This window comes from Nonomuraea sp. NPDC005501, from assembly GCF_040605905.1.
GTDB lineage: Bacteria > Actinomycetota > Actinomycetes > Streptosporangiales > Streptosporangiaceae > Nonomuraea.
Genome location: NZ_JBEXDT010000017.1, coordinates 1 through 19,447 on the forward strand (window position 1 = coordinate 1; position 19,447 = coordinate 19,447).

At 66.5% G+C, this 19,447-nt stretch carries 20 protein-coding genes and 1 CRISPR repeat array (1 of these 21 cut by a window edge); of the genes, 17 read left to right on the plus strand and 3 right to left on the minus strand.

All coding sequences use genetic code 11. The annotated features are described in order from the left end of the window. Positions 1-528, plus strand: a 528-nt coding sequence (locus ABZS51_RS11880; RefSeq protein ID WP_355438937.1) for a cytochrome P450, incomplete at its 5' end; no start/stop codon positions are given. 102 nt (positions 529-630) lie between these two features. Here the strand turns inward: ABZS51_RS11880 and ABZS51_RS11885 are convergent. Next, positions 631-1,557, minus strand: coding sequence for a hypothetical protein (locus ABZS51_RS11885; protein WP_355438939.1), 927 nt, complete (start codon positions 1,555-1,557; stop codon positions 631-633). Positions 1,558-2,343: 786 nt separating this feature from the next. Here ABZS51_RS11885 and ABZS51_RS11890 point away from each other — a divergent pair. Then, entirely contained in the window at positions 2,344-3,834 is a 1,491-nt protein-coding gene (locus ABZS51_RS11890; protein WP_355438941.1) for an RNA-directed DNA polymerase, read from the plus strand. Positions 3,835-3,848: 14 nt separating this feature from the next. Then, positions 3,849-4,412, plus strand: coding sequence for a hypothetical protein (locus ABZS51_RS11895; RefSeq protein ID WP_355438943.1), 564 nt, complete (start codon positions 3,849-3,851; stop codon positions 4,410-4,412). Between the two features lie 464 nt (positions 4,413-4,876). Here the strand turns inward: ABZS51_RS11895 and ABZS51_RS11900 are convergent, their stop codons facing one another. After that, a complete protein-coding gene (locus ABZS51_RS11900) occupies positions 4,877-5,686 on the minus strand; it encodes a GntR family transcriptional regulator (RefSeq protein WP_355438944.1) in 810 nt (269 codons plus the stop codon). A gap of 80 nt (positions 5,687-5,766) precedes the next feature. Between ABZS51_RS11900 and ABZS51_RS11905 the strand changes: the two genes are divergently transcribed. The 3 genes from ABZS51_RS11905 to ABZS51_RS11915 all read left to right on the plus strand — a co-directional run bounded on the left by ABZS51_RS11905 (position 5,767) and on the right by ABZS51_RS11915 (position 8,523). After that, entirely contained in the window at positions 5,767-6,135 is a 369-nt protein-coding gene (locus ABZS51_RS11905) for a hypothetical protein (protein WP_355438946.1), read from the plus strand. A 790-nt stretch (positions 6,136-6,925) separates the two neighbouring features. Beyond that, the gene (locus ABZS51_RS11910; RefSeq protein WP_355438948.1) at positions 6,926-7,618 is read left to right on the plus strand and encodes a GntR family transcriptional regulator; all 693 of its coding nucleotides are present in this window, start codon (positions 6,926-6,928) and stop codon (positions 7,616-7,618) included. Beyond that, the gene (locus ABZS51_RS11915; RefSeq protein ID WP_355438950.1) at positions 7,615-8,523 is read left to right on the plus strand and encodes an aminoglycoside phosphotransferase family protein; all 909 of its coding nucleotides are present in this window, start codon (positions 7,615-7,617) and stop codon (positions 8,521-8,523) included. Before ABZS51_RS11910 ends, ABZS51_RS11915 begins: the two co-directional genes overlap by 4 nt. Here the strand turns inward: ABZS51_RS11915 and ABZS51_RS11920 are convergent. Next, entirely contained in the window at positions 8,520-9,929 is a 1,410-nt protein-coding gene (locus ABZS51_RS11920) for a hypothetical protein (protein ID WP_355438952.1), read from the minus strand. The two genes, ABZS51_RS11915 and ABZS51_RS11920, sit on opposite strands and share 4 nt — an antisense overlap. Positions 9,930-10,218: 289 nt before the next feature. On the opposite strand from ABZS51_RS11920, the gene ABZS51_RS11925 reads away from it, so the two are divergent. The 11 genes from ABZS51_RS11925 (at position 10,219) to ABZS51_RS11975 (ending at position 19,319) form a co-directional block, all read left to right on the plus strand. After that, entirely contained in the window at positions 10,219-10,386 is a 168-nt protein-coding gene (locus ABZS51_RS11925; RefSeq protein ID WP_355438954.1) for a hypothetical protein, read from the plus strand. Positions 10,387-10,408: 22 nt separating this feature from the next. Next, the gene (locus tag ABZS51_RS11930; protein ID WP_355438956.1) at positions 10,409-10,729 is read left to right on the plus strand and encodes a WhiB family transcriptional regulator; all 321 of its coding nucleotides are present in this window, start codon (positions 10,409-10,411) and stop codon (positions 10,727-10,729) included. 91 nt (positions 10,730-10,820) lie between these two features. Continuing rightward, positions 10,821-11,741: a DUF2637 domain-containing protein gene (locus ABZS51_RS11935; protein ID WP_355438958.1), complete on the plus strand. Its 921-nt coding sequence runs from the start codon at positions 10,821-10,823 to the stop codon at positions 11,739-11,741. Beyond that, the gene (locus ABZS51_RS11940; protein WP_355438960.1) at positions 11,741-12,145 is read left to right on the plus strand and encodes a hypothetical protein; all 405 of its coding nucleotides are present in this window, start codon (positions 11,741-11,743) and stop codon (positions 12,143-12,145) included. The genes ABZS51_RS11935 and ABZS51_RS11940 overlap by 1 nt, the downstream gene beginning before the upstream one ends. Continuing rightward, positions 12,142-14,373 (plus strand): cell division protein FtsK, encoded by a 2,232-nt coding sequence (locus ABZS51_RS11945; RefSeq protein WP_355438962.1) that lies wholly within the window; start codon positions 12,142-12,144, stop codon positions 14,371-14,373. Before ABZS51_RS11940 ends, ABZS51_RS11945 begins: the two co-directional genes overlap by 4 nt. A gap of 140 nt (positions 14,374-14,513) precedes the next feature. Further along, a complete protein-coding gene (locus tag ABZS51_RS11950) occupies positions 14,514-14,732 on the plus strand; it encodes a hypothetical protein (RefSeq protein WP_355438964.1) in 219 nt (72 codons plus the stop codon). A gap of 27 nt (positions 14,733-14,759) precedes the next feature. Then, positions 14,760-15,206: a single-stranded DNA-binding protein gene (locus ABZS51_RS11955; protein WP_355438966.1), complete on the plus strand. Its 447-nt coding sequence runs from the start codon at positions 14,760-14,762 to the stop codon at positions 15,204-15,206. A 98-nt stretch (positions 15,207-15,304) separates the two neighbouring features. Further along, positions 15,305-16,375, plus strand: a complete 1,071-nt coding sequence (locus ABZS51_RS11960; protein WP_355438968.1) for a bifunctional DNA primase/polymerase — start codon at positions 15,305-15,307, stop codon at positions 16,373-16,375. A 23-nt stretch (positions 16,376-16,398) separates the two neighbouring features. Further along, on the plus strand, positions 16,399-17,577 hold the full coding sequence (locus ABZS51_RS11965; RefSeq protein ID WP_355438970.1) for a DUF3631 domain-containing protein: 1,179 nt from the start codon (positions 16,399-16,401) through the stop codon (positions 17,575-17,577). Positions 17,578-17,751: 174 nt separating this feature from the next. Continuing rightward, positions 17,752-17,946, plus strand: a complete 195-nt coding sequence (locus ABZS51_RS11970) for a helix-turn-helix domain-containing protein (RefSeq protein WP_221497104.1) — start codon at positions 17,752-17,754, stop codon at positions 17,944-17,946. A gap of 8 nt (positions 17,947-17,954) precedes the next feature. Next, positions 17,955-19,319, plus strand: a complete 1,365-nt coding sequence (locus tag ABZS51_RS11975) for a tyrosine-type recombinase/integrase (RefSeq protein ID WP_355438973.1) — start codon at positions 17,955-17,957, stop codon at positions 19,317-19,319. A 92-nt stretch (positions 19,320-19,411) separates the two neighbouring features. Beyond that, a CRISPR array of direct repeats spans positions 19,412-19,447; the repeat unit is 37 nt; it runs 2,196 nt beyond the window's last position.

Below are 19,447 nucleotides of genomic sequence, written 5' to 3' on the forward strand. Positions count from 1 at the left end.
CTGCAGGGGATGGCCCTGATCCTGCTGTCGGCCGGGTTCGACACCACCGCGAACATGCTGGCGCTGGGCACCTTCGCCCTGCTGCAGAACCCGGAACAACTGGCCGCCCTGCGCGCCGACCCGGCGCTCACCGACATGGCCGTGGAAGAGCTGCTGCGGTACCTGACCGTCGCCAAGCAGTTCCTCAGGACGGCGCTGGAGGACGTCGAGCTGGGCGGCCAGACCGTCAAGGCCGGTACGACGATCATCCTGTCGTACAACACCGCCAACCGCGACCCCGAGCGCTTCGCCGATCCCCACGTCCTCGACCTCCGCAGGCGGGACGGCGGGCACCTGGCCTTCGGCCACGGCATCCACCAGTGCCTGGGCCAGCAGCTGGCCCGCGTCGAGCTGCGCGTCGCGCTCCCCGCACTGCTCAACCACTTCCCCACGCTGCGGCTGGCCGTACCGGCCGAAGAGGTCGCCCTGCGCCCGGAGACCGCGGACATCTACGGCGTCAAGAGCCTCCCGGTCACCTGGGACGTGTGACCCCGAGCCGGGGACTGCGTGGCTCCACGCCTCCGGCTGCCCGCAGCACGCGAGGACACCACTGCCGTCGCGGAACGGATGAGGTGGGAACGTCGCCGCTCGTCAATCGCGGCGTTCGGGGGCGCTGAGGACGTCGGCGAGGTCGTCCACCGGCAGTCCCCGGCCCGGCTTCGCCTGCGGAGCGGTGATCGTCATCGGCTTGTCCCAGTTCCGGTACTGCGTCGCCAGGTGCCCCCGCAGGATCCGGTCGTGCCCGAGCCCCGGGACCTGGGGCCGCGGGTGCGCGTAGAACCGCCAGCCGACCCGGTACGGCCATCCGCGGTCGTCGTACATGTACGTCCACGTCACCTCAGAGGTCCCGAGAGCCGAGGTACCCGCGGCCTCGCGGAAGCTGGGCGAGACGCGATAGAGCTCCTTGAGCTTGATCATCCCGGTCAGGGTGTAGATCCGCTGCTTGCGGCCGGTTGTGTGGTCCTTGAGCCAGGGCGCGACACTCTTGCGGCTCCTGGTGGACAGCAGCTTGCTCAGCGTGGCCGGTTCCAGGACGTTGATGAGCTGATCGCCATACGCGGCGGCAGCGCCGCCGGCCCGGCCGGTGCGCACCCAGGTCTTCGCCCGCGGCGCAAGCTGGTACTGCCAGCCGCCCACGCTGATCGTGCGTAGCGTCCCCACCGTGCGGAGCACGCCGGCGAAGTAGGGGTCCTTGGGCGCCTCCTCCACCATCAGCTCCTTGTTGCTCACGCTGAGCCGCCGAACGTGCTCCGAGGCGATCACGCCGGCCCGCCCCAGCTTGACCTTGCCGGTTCCGCTCACTCCCATGCCGCTCCCGATGAAGGTGCGCCTGCCGTTGCTCAGTTGCACCTCCTTGGACAGGTCTGTGGAGGCCTGGCCGTAGAACTCGGCCGTCGCGCCGGCACCGCGGGCGAGCAGCGAGCGCAGACCCGCCACCGGGTCGGGTTCGGCTGTCTGGGCGTGGGCTGTGGTGGGAGCGGCGGCGACGAGGGCTAAGGCGATGATGAGGGGTTGCATGCCGTACATCCTGGTGGTGAGTGAAGATCAAGTTCAGGTGGAGTGAATGTACATGTGATCACGCCGGGATGAGCGTCATGGGGCTCTTGCCGCCCGGCGCCGGGCGCGCCACGCATCCATCTAGCAACCTCGGATGGCGATCGCTGCACGGCCCGGCTCTCCCCTTTCGGCAGCCGGTATCCGCGCCGTCTACAAGCGGAGTCGAGCCGCCTCAAGCGACCGAGGATCGCAACCAGGGCTGTTCGCTCTGCCCAACGGCCGCCCTTGGGCGGGCGGCCTCGCCGGCTGTTCCAGACACCTGGTCGGTACGGCGGATCTGCTGACTCACGCCGACCCCGATCGAACGCGGGGGCTTGGATGGAGCTCTGTCATGGCCCACGAGCAGTGAGCGGCAACGAGAACGGGCGGGGCTCCGTGAGACTGGAGACCCGCCCGTTCCTGTGTCGTTCGTCCTGGTCAGCGGCCGAAGCCGCCGGTCAGGATCGTGTGCCCCCTGTAGGATTCGAACCTACGCACCCGGCTCCGGAGAGGGCGTCACATTCGCGCCTCGCATCTCCCTGAGCAGGGAGAATGCGTGAGGTCAGCGTCCGACTACCGCTCTGGTCCACAGTAGGTCCACACACAGGGACTGAAACGGTCTCTCCGCTCGCGCTACCGCCCGAGGGCGCTGCACCATGCGCGGCTAACACTCGGCCTACAAGCAAAACGTGACGGCTCGATTCCGGCAGACCTACACTTGGCCCGCAGAGCAGTACCGATCCGCAGAAATTACCGTGTGAGGATCTGATGAATCCCGTCAACCCGTCAACGTTAGACGCGCTCGACTTCGAGAAAGCGGCCGTCGCGGAAGCACGGGCCTGGCGCAATCTGCTACCGCCCGAGCCATGGCTAGAGGTCGTCGGCAAGTATCCGAAGAGGTTTGCGGACTACGCCCGGTTCCGGCTTGAAGCCGGCATTGCGAGCTCGCCGTCAGTGGTGTCTCGCGCCCGCAAACCTCATCAACAGACACGTCCAGTACCGGTAGTCGGAATTCCTGAGCGAATCGCCTATCGCGCGCTGTGCGATAGGGTGCTTGCTGCGAAGACTCCCGCCGACCGATCCTCGGAGGCATATCAGCAGTTCATCGCAGGCCCCATTCGAGCCGCGTTCGAGGGAAAGCCGGTCATGCGGCCGCGCGAAACTCGCACCCAGTACGTTGTCGAGTCCGACATCACCGCGTTCTACGAATATGTCGATCACTCCAGTCTGCTCGACGAACTACAACTGCGTACCTCCACAGTCGAACTCCCCCGACACCTAATTCAGTTGTTGACCGAAGTGCAGGGCCGCCCGTACGGGCTCCCACAACTACTCGAACCGTCAGACGAGCTTTCCGAGATCTACGTGCGCATCGTTGAGCGCGAACTGCGCCGACGCGGGATCGAGGTGTGGCGCTACAACGACGACTTCCGACTGACGGCCGACACCTATGACGAGGCTCAAGCATACTTAGAGGCCCTTGCGCACGAGGCCGGTGCTGTGGGGCTCGTCCTCAACGAACGCAAGACCCGGGTCATCAAGTTCATCAACTACTTCTGGAAGAACTGGACGGAGCTCCCGCGCGAAGGGGACGTCGAGTTCAAGCCTGAGCTAATCAAGATTTCGAGCGACTACGGCGAACTGGACGATGACGACCTCGCGAAGGTTGCGTACGAGACATTGGCCCGCCTTAGCTCCGCGCCCAGCGCCCCCGATCACCTAGACCCGGCGAACCCGTCCTCCGATGACAACTACGCCCTCAGGCGCGCAATCGGCATCCTCACCAAGCAAGCTGACCCGTCGGGCCTCACCCACGTCGCAGGGCTGTTCGAATACGCGCCTCACCTCAGTCACCAACTCGGGACGTACCTCGTAGCGCTGCATGAGGCGGGCATCGACGTGGGCCCGACTTGGGAGGCCTTGGTCGCCAAGACTGACGTCTTCAACGCCTGGCAGCGGGTGTGGCTGGTCTACATCGCGCGTGTCGGCAACCTGTTGACCAATCCCAGCCGTCATGACTGGGTCCTGTCGCAGCGAGCGGACAAGGATCCACTGCTGCGGGCCGAAGCGGTCCTGGCTCTGGCTCCGCACAAGTTGGCCACGTTTGAGGAGGTCGACCGCGCAGTCCGGGCCGAACCCGAAGCGCTCATCCCCTGGTATGCATTGGCAGCTAAAGCCATCCCCAACGTTAACCAATACCGGCTCCAAGCGCTTAAGGACAGTCACGGACTCATTGACATCATGCTGCACAAGCCTTAAGGAGTACCCCCGAAGTGAATGATTTGGAGCCCTCCTGGTCGCTCACGGACGACGCGCTGGTCCTCATCCTTCATGCGGAGAACGATATTAATGAGACGATGTCCACCCATCGGCCGCTCTCCGGGATGAGGATTGGACAACTGGGCGGAACGATGGCGGACGAGTCGTGGCTACGAGAGACTGCAATTCTTCGCCTCATTTCCACAGTCGAGGCATACACAAATGCTGCCTCCGAGATGTTCTTCACCATGAAGTCGTTGCCCCCAGCCAAAACCCCATTTACATGGCCACAACGCATCAAGCACTACAAAAACCAACACTCGATCGACCTTGAAGCACGTGATGGCTGGGATCAGGTAAAAGCAGGCATCGACCTCCGTAATTGCCTGGCCCATGGCCTGGGAAATCTCACCGAGCTACTGCTATCTGAAGTAGCCCTAGGCGTGCGTATGAAACACATCAATGTAAGCGTGAGTGGAAACAGAATGCATCCCACAGTGACGACCGTCTCGAAGCTAGCTGCGGGATGCCGACGTTTCGTGCTTGATATCGAACAGGAGCTCATCACCCTGCTCTAAGGGGACATACAGTTGGGCAACTATAGATTTCTCACTAACGCTACCACTAGTTGTTCGATATTAGTGCACTCTATGCCGCACTTCGCATCCTTGACAGACTCTCATCTGATCGCCAACAGGCATGGTTACTGGCTCACACCTTAAAATCGACGGCCAATTATCACTCAACCAGTCCAGTTGAATGAGCGCAGTGTCCGGTAGAGGTCTATTTCCCACCGCTGCCCGCGGAAGTCGCCCTGCACCGTTGTTACGGGCCAAAACGCCCCACGCGCCATGCCCGATGGCCTACCAGGACCGCTGGCCATACCGCGGGCGATCCTTCTGATCCCAACTCCGTACAGGCCCTAACCATTACGATCATGCCCACTCACCCCAGCCTGGCTTGGCCTGAGCGCAGCGAGATCATCTAGCGCGTGCCCGAGCCAGGCACTGACGCTCGTTCAAGCATCACGAGAGCTGTAGTACTAGGCGCTCTCCTCGGGCGATGGCTTGTCAGGGCTGGAGACGTGTCCTATCTTGCCGCTGTAAACCAGCGTGAACCGGTCGGCCGGGACCACGATGTCGGCCGTCTCCACCTGCGTCTCCCCTGAGTAGTACGTGCGCTGGATCGTCACGACGATGGTGCCGGGAACGTATCGCAGCCTCTCGCATTCCTCTGTCGTCCCGGGCCGTGCGCCGACTTCTTCCACCCAGTCGTCGATGGGCATGCCGATGCTCAGCATGCGTTCGGCCACTCCGCGGCCGGCCAGCATGCCGTCCTCGGGCAGAACAATCGGCGTCCCACGTGTGACTGCCAGCGGTTCCCAACTGGTCGAGAGCATGACCGGCTCCCCGTCGGCCGAGAGGACGTAGTCGGTCCGAACCACGTCTTCCTCGTCGCGTGCGGGCTCGCCAAGGCCCAGGCGGTCGCGGATTTCCGGTGGGGCCTGGAGCGTTCGCGACTCATAGGCCCAACTGGCCTCGCGCCCCTGACGGTCCGTGTCCTGCATGAAGGGCGAGCCGTACGGCGTCGCTCGGCACCACGCGCGGATGAGGCGTTGCGGCTCGCGAGGGAGCCGAACAAACGTGCCCGCCCCGGATCGTGCGACGGCGAGACCTTCGGAGATGAGCACCTTCAGCGCCTCAGCCGCAGTGGAGCGTGAGATGCCGAGATCGGCCGCGAGCCCCGGCACGGAAGGCAGGCGATCTCCTTCCCGCAGCTCTCCTGCCCTGATGCGTTCGCGCAGTTGGTCGGCGACTCGCAGGTACAAGTGGCGCTCGTCTTCTCGGTTCACGCGGGTAGCTTGACAGCCTTACCGGTAAGCCTCAAGCTTATCGGGATACAGCTAAACCTACCCGAGAAGGTTAGCGCTTGATGTATCGGCAATCCCTACCACCCATCCCGGACAGCATCGAAAGCGCGGCCGTTTGGGCGCGTGGCATCGCTCAGGCCGAACGCCCAGATCTGGCGAGCGACGCCGAGCGGGTGGCCCGCGCACTGATGTCCGCTGCTATCCGACGGACCAAACGCGGCGAACGCATCCACACGCGAATCGACGTGATGCACGACAGCCTGCGCATCGAGGTTCACGATCCGGGCGGCTGCGACCACGCCGGCGGCTTCGAGACCGCGGAACTGTCCAGCGTCACAACGTCCTTCGGCGCATCCGGCGATCACAGTGGGCATCGGACATGGGTCGTCCTCCGCGAACGCTGGGAGGCGCGTCATGGCTTCCAGAAATGAGGATCAGAGCAGGGCAAGGCAGGAGCCGGGCGTAGGCGCCAGAGGATCAACGGGGTATGCGCTGCTCAACGACCTGCGGGGCGCGTTCAGACGGTTCTACGTCTGGCGCGACGCTCAAGGTGATTGGTGTGCGAGGCCGCTGCCGAAGCTCACTGTCAAGGAGATCACTTTCGGCGTCAGGCAAGAGCTCACGGCCGAAACGCTGCTGGAACTCGCGCTCGTGTGCACGTGGCAGCGCAGCCGCCGCAACGTCCATCGCTACCTACAGAGGTACGCCCTCGAAAGGCCGTCCCGTGGCTCCTGATATGTCCGGCCCGGAGTGGGAGCCGTACATGCGGCCTGCACGAGATCGCCTTCGGATCACCGAGACGTCATGCTGCGGTGCGTACGAGTGGGCCTGCCAGGGAGGGCAGTTCCTCATCCTTCGCGCCAAAGACATCAAGGGCTTCGAGGAGACCGGTAGAGGGCTCCATAAGCAAGCACGTCTGGTCTGGGATGCCCTCGTTGCCGAGCACGAGAACGAACATGACCGGAAGAACATGAGCCCCACTGCCGCCAAGCCCAGGAGCCGCCGCCGGAAAGTAAGCAGCGATCCGGCGGCGTAGTCGGGCCTGTCCGGCTTCCAAAAGGATCAGTGCGTCCGCTCATAAAGGCCAACGGTGCCGATTCGTCAGCGCCGTTCCCTAGCTGCTCTGCGGAAGGACTCCGAGAAGCGTGAGGCTCCAATGCCTCGCAGGTTCGGGCTTGTCCGGCCTACTCTGGAGGCAGAGTGCCTCGGCGAGGGAGCGTGATGAGCAAGGCGAAGGACGGTCCAACCTACGTACGCATAGCTGAGGACATCCGTAGCCGTATTCGCCAAGGCGATCCTCCCGCCGGCGCGCTGCTGCCCTCGGAGGCCGCTCTCGCTCGTACCTACGGCGTGGCGCGAGGAACGGTTCGTCAGGCGGTCGCCGAGCTGGAGCGCGTAGGACTGGTGGCCAGCGAGGCCGGCCGTGGGCGTCGCGTCATGGGTGAGGGGCCGCCGGGTGCCCGCCGTGCAGCCTCCACGCAGTACGAGACCGTCGCCGAGGAGCTACGCAAGCGTATCGAGAGCGGTGAACTCGTTCCCGGCCGGCAGCTGCCCAGTGAAGCGGCGATGGCGGATGAGTTGGGCGTGTCGAAGGGGACTGTCCGTCAAGCGTTTCAACTGCTGGCCTCCGAGCAGATGATCGCCGCTGTTCATGGCAGAGGATGGTTCGTCGGAGGGCCGGACCATGCGCAGACGCGTGCCGACGACGTTGCCGACGCACTACGCCACGAAATAGCCAGCGGGCAACTGTCCATAGGCGCCATGCTTCCCGGGGAGAACGTGCTTGCCCAGGAGCGGGGCGTCGCCCGTGTCACCGTCCGGCGCGCTCTCGCCCTGCTGGAAACCGAAGGGGTCATCGAAAAGAGGGCCGGAAGAGGCCGTGTTGTCAGGTCGCAACCGCCGGGCCTCTCGTGACGGTATCCCAGCCGCCCACCATCCCCTTCACCTCGGGCGAAGCGCAGGCGACCCTTCAAGAGGCATGCCAGGTCACCGGCCTGAGAAGCGATGGCGCTCGGCTGATACGTCTCGGCGAGAACGCTCTGTACGTCTTGCCGACCGAGCGAGTAGTGGTGAGAATCGCCCGCAGCCTGGACGTACTGGCCGACGCTCACAAAGAGGTAGCTGTGTCGGCCTGGCTGAACGAGGCAGGCCTTCCGGCGGCGAGAACGACTGCTCACGAGCAACCACTTGTCGTGAGGGACAAGCCCGTCACGCTGTGGCATTTCATCGAGGACTGCGGAACTCCAGCGGACCTCAACGACCTGGCTGCAGTCCTTCGCATGCTCCATCAGATGCCGGTTCCCGCAGAACTGGCGTTACCGGAATTCAAGATCCTCGGCCGCGTGTCCGAACGTATCTCAGCGACTGACGTCCTCTCGGACGATGAACGTCGATTCCTGCTCACGAGGTATGAAGAGTTGCAGGTGGCCTACGCAACTTTGAACTTCCCTCTGGCCTCGTGCGCGGTTCACGGTGACGCCCATTCGGACAACCTCATCAAAGCCGCTGACGGCACGGTGGTCCTCATTGACTTCGAACGGTTCGCTTTCGGTCCTCCCGAGACCGATCTCGCGGTCACGGCCATCGAACACACCCTGGGTTGGGGCAGTCGTGCCGCATATGAGCAGTTCGCCGAGCTATACGGGTTCGATGTCATGGCATGGGAGGGTTATTCCGTGCTCAGCGACATCAACGAGTTGAAGATGACGACCTGGTTGATGCAGAACGTCGATGAAGACGAGACCATCGCGCAAGAGTTCCGTAACCGCCTTTTCTGTCTTCAGAACCCGGAGGCGCCCCGGCGGTGGCGGCCCTTCTAAGTGCCCCGCGCAGGGTACTTCTCACCGATGACGGCGTTTAATGCCTGCACCGAGTCCTCGCACGCATAGTCCGCCAGCTCGGCCATGAGGTCTCGGATGTACCGCAGATAACGCTCGGACTTGAGGGGGCCGGCGAGATCGACCGCTTCCATCGCGACCAGGGCCGCCTTTCCGGGTTCGCCGCTGTGGACGTAGCTGGCCGCCTGCACCAGGCGGTCGAAGGCCAGGGTGCGGACGTACATAGGGTCGCAGAGATCGACTGCCTGGCCCACGAACTGCATCGCCTGTGACGGGATCCTGAGGTCGCGGTAGCAGTGCGCGCCCTCACTGGCCAGTTCGGCCTCGTCGAAGTAACGCGACCATGGAGGGTCGTCCTCGACGTTGCGCTTGCAGAAGAACTTCTCCGCCGCAAGCAGGGCACGAGCGCACTGCGCCTCATCCCCGTTGCCGGCGTGAGCTCGTGCCTCCATAGCGTGGAACAACGCCATGGGGGTGGCGGTCGCCACGTCCTTGCAGCCCTCCTGCGCGGCGCGGGCGAGCCGGATCGCCTCGTTGTAGCGTCCGAGATAGTTGGCCTGATGGCTCATGTCAGCGAGCAGCAGGCCGCCGATCATGCGGTCGCCCGATTCCTGCGCGAGACGCAATCCTTGGAGGAAATACCGCTGCGCCAGGCCGTGACGCCCGAGGTCGTAGGCGGTCCAGGCCACCAGTTCTGTGATCTCCGCAGCGGCAGCATAGAGCGCACGACCTACTGGCTCGGTGAATTTGCCATCGAGCATTGGGACGACTTCGCGGTTGTAGTACTGGATAAGAGCGGAGCGCGCGTGGCCGCCGCCGAATTGGAAGCCCATGTTGGCGAACAGCTCGGTGGTCGAGCGGATGGCCTGGACGTCCCATTGCCCCACGGATGGTCTGGCGGTCTGTCTGGTCTTCAGCGGTTCGGGACGGGAGAGCAGCCAGGAAATGAGAGCCTCTCCCCACGCGTCAGGGACGACCACACTTTGAATCGCTGCAGGATCGTCGGCGAGGTCTCGGCGCGTCAAGCTCAGAAGCCGGCTGCCGACATCAGATACTCCGCCGCCAGGCGCCAGGGCGGCCTCGAGCGTCTCCGGGGTGACGACACCGGCCAGGCCGATGTCGTCGAGAGTGAATGTCACGCCGGCTTTCCGGCTCAGCGCCTCTGCGATGAATCGCGCGGTGGCCGTGCGCGGTCTCACTCCATCGAGCCATCGCTTGACGTCCACATGGGTGCAACTCAGACTTACGCCTTCTTCGCTGGCAATCTGCCGCACTCGTGAGGCAAGTCCGGAATTTGAACAATCGGCGCGTCGCATAGCGTGTGCGAGCGCCACATTGGGCATACGGGACATTCTCACCTCCATGAAAAGCACGGCCTCGGCAATCATGGCGCGGTTGAGAGTCGCAGGGGCCTCGTTTCGCAGATTCTGCGCCCCTTGTTTCACCTGGTCAAGGAAGTAATCACCCCCGATATGCACCCCCCGCGCTTTCAGTCCCAGGAGTGAGCACAGTGTTGCCGGGGCGCGCCACGAGGAAGGCTTGAGTCAGCAGGAACGAGCGAGTCGAGCCCGGCGAAACCCAAGACCTTCAGCGCCTGTGACTTGACTCTCCGTGACTGTACATGTTCTATGTCTCCTAGGACCTGTTGGTCAGGTCCGCGAACCGAGAGGGCTCAGCATGCTCGTCCGTCCACGCAAGGTGCTCCCGACCGTCCTCACCATCTGCGCCGTCCTCTACGCCATGAAGGACCCGGAGGGAGCGGCAACCGTCATCAAGGCGGCTGTGCACCTGCTCATGAGCGCGTCCGAGTCGTTCACGCGGTTCGTCCAGACCATGAGCAACTGACCGCAGAAAGAGAGATCTGCCAATGACACGCAGCATCAACCGCCCGCTTCACCCGGCGCGCATGTCGCTCGCCGAGGTCGAAGCGGCCTGGCAGGTGGACGGCGAGACGCCGCTCCCCGAGTGCACGTACGACCCCGAGTTGCACGTCGGCCCGCGGCTCACGATCGAGACCGGCGAGGAACGCGCTGCCCGGGAGGCGGTCGCCCGGGAGGTCTGCGCCTCCTGCCCGGCCCTGCACGCCTGCGCGCTCTACGCGCTGAAGGCCCGCCCGACCTCGGGTGTCTGGGCCGGCCGCACACCCGACGAACTCGTGGCCGAAGTAGAAGACCGGGAGGTGGCCTGATGGCGAGCCACATCCGTGCCCGCTTCTGGGGCCTGGCCGACGACCGGTACGGCATCGGCAGCCGCCTGGACCGCGCGAAGGAGGTGGCCGCATGAACGCCCTGACCAGGGGCGAGCGGACAGCGATCGCCATCACGGCTTCCGTCACCGGAGCACTGGGCGTGCTCGGCTTCGTCAACAGCTTCGACAGGGTTGCCGGCGCAGCCGAACCGTCCTTCGGGTGGTTCGCCTGGACGGTGCCGCTCGGCATCGACCTGGGCATCGCCGCGTTCTCCGCCCTGGACATCGTGCTGGCCCGTCTCTGCATGCGGCTGGGCTGGCTGCGGTTCATCCCGTGGGCACTGACCGGCGCGACCGTCTACCTGAACGTGGCCGCGTACCTCGGTGCGGACTGGTTCGCCGTCGTCGCCCACGCGCTGCTTCCGTTGCTGTGGGTCATCGCCGTCGAGGTCGGCGCGCATGTCGTCAGGAAGCGCGCGGACCTGGCCCGGCCCGATCACATGGACGGCATCCGCCGCTCCCGATGGCTGCTGGCGCCGCTCGCCACCGCCGTGCTGTGGCGGCGCATGGTGCTCTGGGAGATCCGCAGCTACCCGGAGGCTCTCGGACGGGAACGCGAACGCGTCCTGGCCAAGACGGAGCTGCAGGACCGGTACGGCCGCCTCTGGCGCTGGAAGGCCACCCGCCGCGAGCGAGCGTTGTACCGCCTCGGCGAACTCACACCGGGCGACGTCCCAGCACCGGTTCCGGCTGTCCCCGATCACCCGCCGGCTTTGCCGCCCGAGCCTCGGAGTCTCCGTGCGCCCAGGAAGACACCACCGCCGAACGTGAGCGATCTCGTACCGCTAGGACGGCGCGTGGCCGCCGACCTCGAAGCTCTGGGCGAGCCTCTCACCCGTGACCGGCTGCGCGACGCCATCCGCAGCCACGGGCGGAGCATCTCGACCGATCGGGCGGGAGCGCTTCTGGCGCATCTGAAGGCAGAGCCCGTGCCGGACGGTGAGGCGGCCTGATGACGCTGAACATCACCGACACGCGCATGACCTCCGACGCCTGCATGAACGTGGCCGAACTCCACGACGACCGATGGAGCGTCACCGGTTACCCCGGACGGACCTTCGACCGCCACCAGGCCATCACGGCGATGCTGCTGGCCGAGGTTTTGACCCAGCGCACGTTCCCCGAGGGCCGGACACAACTGCTCGCCGCCACCTGGCGCGCCGAGCTCGGCATCACCGAGGCGGACGGACCGCACATCCCGACCGCCGCCGGCACTCCCGCAGACCGACCGGACGAGCAGCGATCCGACCGCGCATCGTCCCCGACCGCCACATGGGACGCGGCCTCATCCGCCAAGACAGCGACCGCGTCCCACGACCCCGTGACCAGCAAGTCAGACGAGGTGCACTCATCATGACCCATCACCAAGACGACCCCAACCACGAGGACGAGGACAGGACCACCCCGTCCGCTCCCGAGGGCAAGGACGCGGACGTCGTCCACCTGGACGTCGCCCGCGCCGGACGCCAGCCGCAACAGCCCGATGCCGACCGGCCGGACTCGGACAACCGTACGGCGGACGGACCGGTCCTTGAAGGCGAGGCGGTCCGCGTCGATCGACCCGGTCCGACCGGTGGCGGCTGGCGGACCGCGCTGGAGGCGAAGGCACGCAGCCGGCAGCCGATCGTCCCGCTGTGGCTGCGGTCCCGTACCGAAGCTGTCGAGACCCTCAAGTGGGTCACCCTCCACTACCTGCACGTGGCCGGATACCAGGTCGTCCGCCTGCCGCTGTACGGAGGACGGCTGACGGCCCGCGCTCCTCGTGGGCTCCTCCGCCTGGTCGGCGGTGTCATTAAATGGACCTTCGACCTGGAGGGTGAGCCGGTACGGCTGGCCGCCGTGCAGAAGGCCGACCCGGACGTGTACCTCAAGCTCAGCAGGCAACGTGACTCCCGCGTGCGGCTACGCGTGCTGATCTCCAGCGCTGCCCTGGTCACGCTGCTGGTCGTGGGCCTCATGATGGCCGAGCAGACCACCACGGCGCAGTGGGCGGCGCTCGCGGCCGCCATCGGCGCGCTCGGCATCCTCGGCAAGCCCGCCGACCGGCCGCTGATCAACCGGGCGGTGGTGCCGTCCACCGTGGAGAAGCTGACCAGCGACATCGTCATCCGCGCCCTGACCGTGCTCGGCATCGGCGGCATCAATCAGGCGATGGCCAAGAACCCCAAGGACGCCATCCGGTTCGTCGCTCCGATCACGCGGGACGGTCCCGGCTGGCGTGCGGACATCGATCTGCCGTACGGGGTGACCGTGGCGGACGTGATGGACAAGCGCGACAGGATGGCCTCGGCGCTGCGCCGTCCGCTGGGCTGCATCTGGCCCGAGGGCGACAGCTCCGTCCACGAGGGGCGGCTGGTCCTCTGGGTGGGGGACAAGGACCTGTCCAAGACCGTGGTGAAGTCTCCGCTGGTCAAGGCCGCTTCGCATGATGTGTTCAAGGGCATCCCGTTCGGCTGCGACCCGCGAGGTCGCGCCATCGTGGTGCCGGTCATCGAGCAGAACATCCTGATCGGCTCGCAGCCTGGCCAGGGCAAGACCGCCTCGGTGCGGGTGCTCGCGTCCGCCGTGGCCCTCGACCCGTCCGCAGAGCTGTGGATTCACGAGCTCAAGGGCACCGGCGACCTCGACCCGCACGAGCAGAACTGCCACCGCTACGTCTCGGGCATCGAGGACGAGGCCATCGCCTACGCCGCCGACTCGCTGGCGCTGCTCCGCAAGGAGGTCATGCGCCGTGCCGCCGCCCTGAAGGCCCTGCCCGCAGATCTGTGCCCGGACAAGAAGGTCACCCGGCAGATCGCCGACCGGCGTTCGCTCGGGCTCCACCCGCTGGTGGCCGTCTTCGACGAGTGCCAGAACCTATTCGCGCATCCCGACTTCGGAGCGAAGGCCGGGGAGGACGCCGAGTTCGTCATCAAGTTGGGGCGAGCCTTGAGCGTGGTCCTGGTGCTGGCCACCCAGCGGCCGGACAAGGACAGCCTGCCCACCGGAATCAGCGCGAACGTCACCATCCGGTTCTGCCTGCGGGTGGCCGGCCAGCTCGAGAACGACATGATCCTCGGTACGTCCGCCTACAAGAACGGCATCAGGGCCACGGTGTTCCAGCCGAAGGTGGACGCCGGCATCGGCTACCTGCTCGGCGCGACTCCCATGCCGAAGGTAGTGCGCACCGCTTACCTGGACACGCCCGCCACGCAGCGCATCGCCAAGCGCGCTCACGCCCTGCGAGCCGGTGCCGGGCTGCTGGGCGGTCACGCCCTCGGAGAGACACCTGAGCGCGTCGCGCCGAGCTTCGACCTGCTGGCCGATGTCCTGGCCGTGGTCCCGCCGTCGGAGGCGAAGGTGTGGAACGAGATCATCGTGGATCGCCTGGCCGAACTGCGGCCCGAGGTCTACGGCGCATGGGCGGGTCTGGGGGGCGGCGCGAAGACCGCCCAGCTCACGACCGCCCTCAAGCCGTACGGGATCAAGACCATGCAGGTGTGGGGCACGTCCGAAGGCGGCGGCAGGGGCGCGAACCGCATCGGCGTGGCCCGCGACGACATCACCACGGCAATCACACACCGTGATCGAGGACGGGCTTCGTAGGACCCCGTATCGCCTCTAGACCTAGAGGCAGATCCCTCTAGGTCTAGAGGCCCTCCTAGAGCCTCGAACAGCGCTCTACCAGCGATCTAGCACCTAGACCCTGACCTGCGAAAAGCCGGAAACCGGCCCTGGAGGCCCACATGGCTATCGCCATCACCCTTCTCGTCATCTGCCTACCGATCGTCACTCTTGGTTACGGCCTGTTCTGCCTCGCGTCGCCCTGGGGCGCCTGCCTGCGCTGCCGCCCCGGCGGCCGGAACCGCACCTGCCGCGCCTGCGACGGCACCGGCATGCGGCCACGCCTCGGCTGGCAGCTCTACGTCTACGCCCGCCGCCTGTACCGCGACGGCACCCACTGATCCCCGTTCGGACGGAAGGAATCCCGCATGTCCGGCGAGACCAGCATCACCATCATCGGCAATCTGACCAACGAGCCCGAACTGCGCTTCACCCAGACGGGTACCGCTGTCGCCACCTTCACCATCGCCTCAAGCCCGCGCGTCTACAACAAGCAGCTCGAACGGTGGGAGGACGGCGAAGCCCTGTTCATGCGCTGCTCGGCCTGGCGCGACCTCGGCGAGCACGTCTGCGAGTCGCTCGCCCGAGGCGCCCGCGTCATCGCCTCGGGACAGCTCCGGATGCGTACGTACGAGACCGGCGAGGGCGACCACCGCACGGTCTTCGAGATGACCGTCGAGGAGATCGGCCCGTCCCTGCGGTTCGCCACGGCCAAGCCGGTGAGGGCGGCGCGCAAGGTCGGGAGCAGCCACGACCGCGGCGCACCTGACCGGTGGGCGACCGCCGGCCCGGCAGACGACACGCCGCCGTTCTGACGCCGTCCGCACAGCACCGGGATATGGCCTCGGCGACCAGCCGCCAAGCACAACCGCCGAGGCCACCCACCCCGATCACGAGGAAAGGCACTGCCTGCATGACACCCACCGACACTCGCCGCCTCCCACCCAGAACGCCACGCTTTCGGGATGGCGTCGTCACCACCCCATTGGACGCCTTCGGGCAGGACCTCGCCGAGTCCGATCGTCTACGGCTCCCTGCGGCCAAGAAGGCGTCCAATGGGGGAAGCGACCTGACCCGCCACGCCTTGAAGGCCGCCGCCCGTGGCTGGCGTGTCTTCCCGCTCACGCCGCGCGGCAAGAAGCCGTTGCGCGGGTTCACGGGCTGGGAACGGCACGCCACCAGCGACGCCGACCGCATCGCCGCGTTCTGGTCGCGCGGGCCGTACAACATCGGCATCGCCTGCGGCCCGTCCCGCCTGGTCGTGATCGACCTCGACCAGCCCAAGCCCGGCGACCAGCCACCCGCCGGCTATGCCGAGCACCATCCGCCCGACGGCGAGCAGGTCTTCCGCCTGCTCTGCGCGGAGCACGGCCAGCCCTACCCGGTCGACACGTTCACCGTCCGCACCCGGCGCGGCGGCACCCATCTCTACTTCATCGCGCCGGAGGACGTGGAACTGCGCAACAGCGCAGGCCACCAAGGCGGCCTCGGCTGGCTGATCGACACTCGCGCCAGCGGCGGCTATGTCGTCGGCCCCGGCAGCCAGGTCAGCCAGCCGGACGGCACCGGCCACTACGAGATCACCCTCGACGTGCCACCCGCGCCGCTCCCGGCATGGCTCGCCGAGGCCCTCGGACCCACAACACCGCCGCCACCGCCGAGCGCCGCCGACCTGCTGGCCGGCCTGCCTGATCACCGCCTCAGCCGTTATGGCCAGGCAGCGCTCCTCGGCGAGGTGAAACGCGTGGCCACCGCTCGTCGCGGCACCCGCAACCACAGCCTGAACACCGCCGCCTTCAACCTCGGCCAGCTCGTCGCACGTGGCGCGCTGCCCGCCGATGTGGTCATCGCCTCTCTCCAATCCGCCGCCGAGGCCGCCAACGCCGAAGGCGACCCGAACCCGCCTCGCGAGATCGCCGCCGTCATCGCCTCGGGGCTGGCCGCAGGCATGAAAGCCCAGCCCCGCCGGCGCCGGGCGGCATGAACACCGATCAAGGAGCACCACCCATGAACCACCGCACACCTGACGGCGCCGCCCTGCTCGACCGGCTACGCGCCGCACTCACCCGCTACGTCATCCTGCCGAGCCCGGAGGCCACCGACGCCGTCACCCTCTGGATCGCCGCCACCCACGCCCAGCCCGCGTGGGCGCACGCTCCGCGCCTGGTCATCCGTGGACCCGAGAAGCGATGTGGCAAGTCCCGACTCCTGGACGTGGTCGAGGCCACCTGCCACGACCCGTTCATCACCGTCAACTCCAGTTCTGCGGCCGTCTACCGCTCGATCACGGAGGACCCGCCGACGATGCTCGTGGACGAGGCCGACACCATCTTCGGCCCGAAGGCGGACGGCAACGAGGACCTGCGCGGCCTGCTGAACGCCGGCCACCAGCGCAACCGCCCGGCCAAACGCTACGACGCCGCGACCAACCGGGTGGAGAGCATCCCGACGTTCGCCATGGCGGCACTGGCCGGGATCGGCGCGATGCCCGACACCATCGAAGACCGCGCCGTCGTCGTCCGCATGCGCCGCCGCGCCCCGGGAGAGACCGCCGCCCCGTACCGGCACCGCCGCGATCGGCCCCCGCTGCGCGACCTGGCCGCGGACCTGAACCGGTGGCTCCGCACTGACCTGCTGGCCTTGGAAGCGGCGGAACCCTCCATGCCGGTGGAGGATCGCGCCGCCGACACCTGGGAACCCCTGGTCATCGTTGCGGACCGCGCGGGGGACGGCTGGCCCGACCGCGCCCGTGCAGCGGCGTTGGCGCTGACGGCCGAGGCCGACGACAGCGGACAGTCGTCGGTACGGGTGCGCCTTCTCGCCGCCTGCCGCACCGCATTCGGATCGGACACCGCACTGCCTACCGCCGTCTTGCTGGAGCGACTCAGAAGCGACCCCGAGAGTGAATGGGCTGACCACGGCCCTTCCGGACTGACCGCGGTGAAGCTCGGCACGATGTTGCGCGAGTACGACATCCGCTCGGGCAACATCCGCTTCCCCAACGGGATGCAGGCCAAGGGCTACCAGCGGGGCGACTTCGCCGACGCCTGGGCGCGCTACTGCCCGAGCCTGGGGCCCGTCCCGGAGGCCGATGTGGTGCCGATCGAGAGGGATAACCGTCCCAGCCGTCCCAGCCTCGTCACCGCAGGTCAGAGCGGGACGGCTCCGATCGCCGGGACGGCATGACCCGTCCCACCCAACCAAGCCGTCCCGCGTTTGACCTGCGGAAATGACCCTGGGACGGCTGGGACGGCTCCCCCCGCCACATCCCCCCGTGAACACCCTCGGCGACCAGCCGCCAAGCACAACCGCCGAGACATCACCCGCACCGATCACGATGCCTGAAAGGCAGTGACGACCATGCCTACGCGCCCCAAGACCATGCTCACCATCGCCGAGGTCCTCGACGAGATCGATGTGCCGAAGTCCACCTTCTACCGCTGGCTGAACACCGGCCGCGGCCCGAGGTCCCTGAAACTCCCCAACGGCAAGCGCAAGGTCCGCCGCTGCGACCTGGACGCCTGGCTCAGCACCTTCGAGCAGACCGCAGCCTAGGAGGCACGATGCTGACTCACGACGTCGTGATCTGGAGTATCCGCAACCGCAAGGACCGCGCCAAGCCGTACCAGCTTCGATGGAAGGTCGGCACTGAGCCGAAGTCCAAAACGTTCCTGACCAAGGCACTCGCCGACAACTTCCGGGCCGATCTGCTCAAGGCCGCGAAGAAGGGCGAGCTCTTCGACACGGTTACCGGCCTGCCCGCCTCCATGGCTAAGACGGAGAAGGCCGCCCTGAGCTGGTACAGCTTCTGCCGCAGGTACGTGCGTATGCGCTGGAATGGTGCTGCCGCCAAGACTCGCGAGAGCATCGTGGACAGTCTGACGGTGGCCACCTTCGGCATGCTCACCGAAGACGCCGCCCGCCTCTCCAAGAAGGAGATCAGAGCCGCGATGCAGTGGGCTCTCATCCCGCGCCAGGATGACGAGGCGGCGCCACGCCATCTCGACTACGCCGTTCGCCTGCTCGAAAAGGGCACCATCAACGTGAGTAGTCTCGCCGATCCGATCGTGGCGCGTCAGGTGTGCGAGGAGCTCACGCTCACACGCGACGGCAAGCGTGCGGCAGCCGACACGACGGCGCGCCGGCGCCGAGGTCTCAACACCGCACTTGAATACGCCATTGACCTCGGCGAACTGACCGAGAACCCGCTCAAACGCGTCAAGCAGAAGAAAGTGGCCAGGGACAACAGCATCGACCGGCGCTGTGTGGTCAACCCCGCCCAAGCTCGAGAACTCCTCGTCAGCCTCTCCTATGTCGGCAGTTGGCATCGCGGACGAGGCCGCCGCCTCGTGGCGTTCTTCGCCACCCTCTACTTCGCCGGCCTCCGCCCGGCCGAGGCGATCGGGCTCAGGGAAACGGACTGTGCTCTACCAGAGGAAGGATGGGGACTTCTTACCCTCGAAGTCACCCGCCCGAGCAGCGGCAAACAGTGGACCGACAGCGGGACCGTGCATGACCAGCGCGGGCTCAAGCAGCGAGAGGAACGAGAGGTCCGGCCCGTGCCGATCCCGCCGGAACTGGTTCATATCCTGCGGGCGCACCTTGAGGAGTTCGGCACAGCCACGGACGGACGCCTGTTCCGCAACGAGCGTGGTGGGGTCCTGGGCGCCTCCACCTATGCGCGGGCCTGGGAGGAGGCGCGTCGCTTGGCCTTGACGCCGAAACAGGTCGCCTCACCCCTTGCCGGAAGACCCTACGACTTGCGTCACGCCGCCCTGTCCACCTGGCTCAACGCAGGTGTGGACGCCACGGTGGTAGCCGAGCGAGCGGGCAACAGTGTGGAGGTCCTGCTCAAGCGGTACGCCAAGTGCCTCGATGGACGCGACAGCCAGATCAACCGCCGCATCGAGGCCGCCCTTGAAACCTGATCGAGCTCAACCTGCACGGTTTTGAACTCTGTCTTCGCCGTCCGGGAGGGCGACCACGGAAGGGTCGCCCTCCCGGACGGCGACAAGATCGAGGTGGCGTCTTCGATTAGTTTAAGGGGCGACCGCCA

Coding starts and splice junctions, on each gene's coding strand:
- ABZS51_RS11925 (WP_355438954.1), top strand. CDS start 10,219: ATGCTCGTCCGTCCACGCAAGGTGCTCCCGACCGTCCTCACCATCTGC.
- ABZS51_RS11905 (WP_355438946.1), top strand. CDS start 5,767: ATGTATCGGCAATCCCTACCACCCATCCCGGACAGCATCGAAAGCGCG.
- ABZS51_RS11930 (WP_355438956.1), top strand. CDS start 10,409: ATGACACGCAGCATCAACCGCCCGCTTCACCCGGCGCGCATGTCGCTC.
- ABZS51_RS11910 (WP_355438948.1), top strand. CDS start 6,926: ATGAGCAAGGCGAAGGACGGTCCAACCTACGTACGCATAGCTGAGGAC.
- ABZS51_RS11970 (WP_221497104.1), top strand. CDS start 17,752: ATGCCTACGCGCCCCAAGACCATGCTCACCATCGCCGAGGTCCTCGAC.
- ABZS51_RS11950 (WP_355438964.1), top strand. CDS start 14,514: ATGGCTATCGCCATCACCCTTCTCGTCATCTGCCTACCGATCGTCACT.
- ABZS51_RS11945 (WP_355438962.1), top strand. CDS start 12,142: ATGACCCATCACCAAGACGACCCCAACCACGAGGACGAGGACAGGACC.
- ABZS51_RS11965 (WP_355438970.1), top strand. CDS start 16,399: ATGAACCACCGCACACCTGACGGCGCCGCCCTGCTCGACCGGCTACGC.
- ABZS51_RS11920 (WP_355438952.1), bottom strand. CDS start 9,929: ATGATTGCCGAGGCCGTGCTTTTCATGGAGGTGAGAATGTCCCGTATG.
- ABZS51_RS11940 (WP_355438960.1), top strand. CDS start 11,741: ATGACGCTGAACATCACCGACACGCGCATGACCTCCGACGCCTGCATG.
- ABZS51_RS11890 (WP_355438941.1), top strand. CDS start 2,344: ATGAATCCCGTCAACCCGTCAACGTTAGACGCGCTCGACTTCGAGAAA.
- ABZS51_RS11955 (WP_355438966.1), top strand. CDS start 14,760: ATGTCCGGCGAGACCAGCATCACCATCATCGGCAATCTGACCAACGAG.
- ABZS51_RS11960 (WP_355438968.1), top strand. CDS start 15,305: ATGACACCCACCGACACTCGCCGCCTCCCACCCAGAACGCCACGCTTT.
- ABZS51_RS11975 (WP_355438973.1), top strand. CDS start 17,955: ATGCTGACTCACGACGTCGTGATCTGGAGTATCCGCAACCGCAAGGAC.
- ABZS51_RS11885 (WP_355438939.1), bottom strand. CDS start 1,557: ATGCAACCCCTCATCATCGCCTTAGCCCTCGTCGCCGCCGCTCCCACC.
- ABZS51_RS11935 (WP_355438958.1), top strand. CDS start 10,821: ATGAACGCCCTGACCAGGGGCGAGCGGACAGCGATCGCCATCACGGCT.